Source organism: Brevibacillus invocatus (assembly GCF_003710915.1).
GTDB lineage: Bacteria > Bacillota > Bacilli > Brevibacillales > Brevibacillaceae > Brevibacillus > Brevibacillus invocatus.
Genome location: NZ_RHHR01000111.1, coordinates 1 through 1,797 on the forward strand (window position 1 = coordinate 1; position 1,797 = coordinate 1,797).

Annotated in this window: 1 protein-coding gene; it reads right to left on the reverse strand. The window is 49.7% G+C overall.

The genetic code is table 11. The features are described from left to right. Window positions 1-1,770: DNA topoisomerase (ATP-hydrolyzing) subunit B (gene gyrB, locus EDM52_RS24265; protein WP_420866963.1), on the reverse strand; the 1,770-nt coding region annotated here is incomplete at its 3' end. Between the last annotated feature and the right edge of the window lie 27 nt (window positions 1,771-1,797).

Genomic DNA, 1,797 nt, shown 5'->3' on the forward strand with positions numbered 1-1,797 from the left:
ATGTTCAGGGTCCATCGTGGTTTCCCACAATTGGTCCGCGTTCATTTCACCCAATCCTTTATAACGTTGGATGCCGGGCTTCGGTGTTGTTTTCAGCGTGGCAAGGATCTCGTCACGTTGCTGATCGGTGTAGGCGTAATGCAGTTGTTTGCCCTGCTTGATACTGTACAGAGGGGGCTGGGCAATATAAATATAGCCTGCTTCGATCAATTGACGCATGTAGCGATAGAAGAACGTCAAGAGCAATGTACGAATGTGGGAACCGTCTACGTCCGCATCCGTCATGATGACGACCTTATGGTAGCGCGCTTTCGTAATATCAAAATCTTCGCCAATCCCTGTACCAAGCGCAGTGATGATCGTCCGAATCTCGTTGTTGGACAAAATTTTATCCAAGCGCGATTTTTCTACGTTCAACACTTTTCCGCGAAGAGGCAGGATCGCCTGGAAATGACGGTCGCGCCCCGACTTTGCTGAACCCCCCGCAGAGTCTCCCTCTACGATAAACAATTCAGATTCGGAAGCGTCCTTGGAAGAGCAGTCTGCCAGTTTTCCCGGCAACGCGCTTACTTCCAGTGCGCTTTTTCGTCTGGTCATCTCCCGTGCCTTACGCGCCGCTTCACGTGCTCTCGAAGCCATGAGCGCTTTTTCCACGACCTTTTTGGCAACGCCCGGGTTTTCCTCCATAAAGGTGTTAAAGCGATCGCCAAATACGGATTCCGTGATGCTGCGTGCTTCAGAGTTCCCCAGTTTGGTCTTGGTCTGGCCCTCGAACTGCGGCTCCTGGATCTTGACGGAGATAATCGCCGTAATTCCTTCGCGCACATCATCCCCGGAAAGGTTCGGATCCTTTTCTTTCAGGAAATTGAATTTGCGGCTGTAGTCATTGATGACACGAGTCAGGGCTGTCTTGAATCCTGTCTCATGCGTTCCGCCCTCATGTGTGTTGATGTTATTGGCAAAAGAGTAAATATTGCTGACATAACTGTCGTTGTATTGAATGGCTACCTCGACCAGTATGCCATCTTTTTCTCCCTCGCAATAAATCACGTCTTCATGGAGAGCTTCCCGGTTTTTATTCAAATACTCAACGAATTGGATAATACCGCCCTCGTAATGGAACGACTCCTGGTTTGGACGTGTATCCTTGAGCGTAATCCGCAATCCCTTGTTGAGGAAAGCAAGCTCACGAATCCGTTTTTGCAAAATCTCGTATTCAAACTCCGTGGTTTCGGTAAAAATAGTCGGGTCAGGCTTAAACGTGACGGTTGTTCCCGTCATCTCAGTTTCACCTACTATGGCGAGATCCGCCTCAGGCGCACCCGTATTAAAACGCATGAAGTACACGTTTCCGTTTTGCTTGACTTCAACTTCCATCCACTCGGACAATGCGTTCACAACTGAGCTACCTACACCGTGAAGACCACCAGACACCTTGTATCCACCGCCGCCAAATTTACCACCGGCATGCAGTACAGTCAAAACGGTTTCTACTGTGGACTTCCCGGTCTTTTCATGAATCCCGGTAGGAATTCCGCGACCGTTGTCCGTTACAGCTACGGAGTTGTCTGGTCGGATGACAACCAAAATATCATCGCAATAACCGGCCAAAGCCTCGTCAATTGCATTGTCCACGATCTCCCAAACCAGGTGATGCAATCCACGGCTGCTAGTCGACCCGATGTACATCCCCGGGCGCTTGCGAACCGCTTCCAAGCCTTCCAGCACCTGAATCTGACTGGCATCATAGTTCGTATCTTTCGTCGTCACTTGATCCACTACTTAAGTCAACTCCTC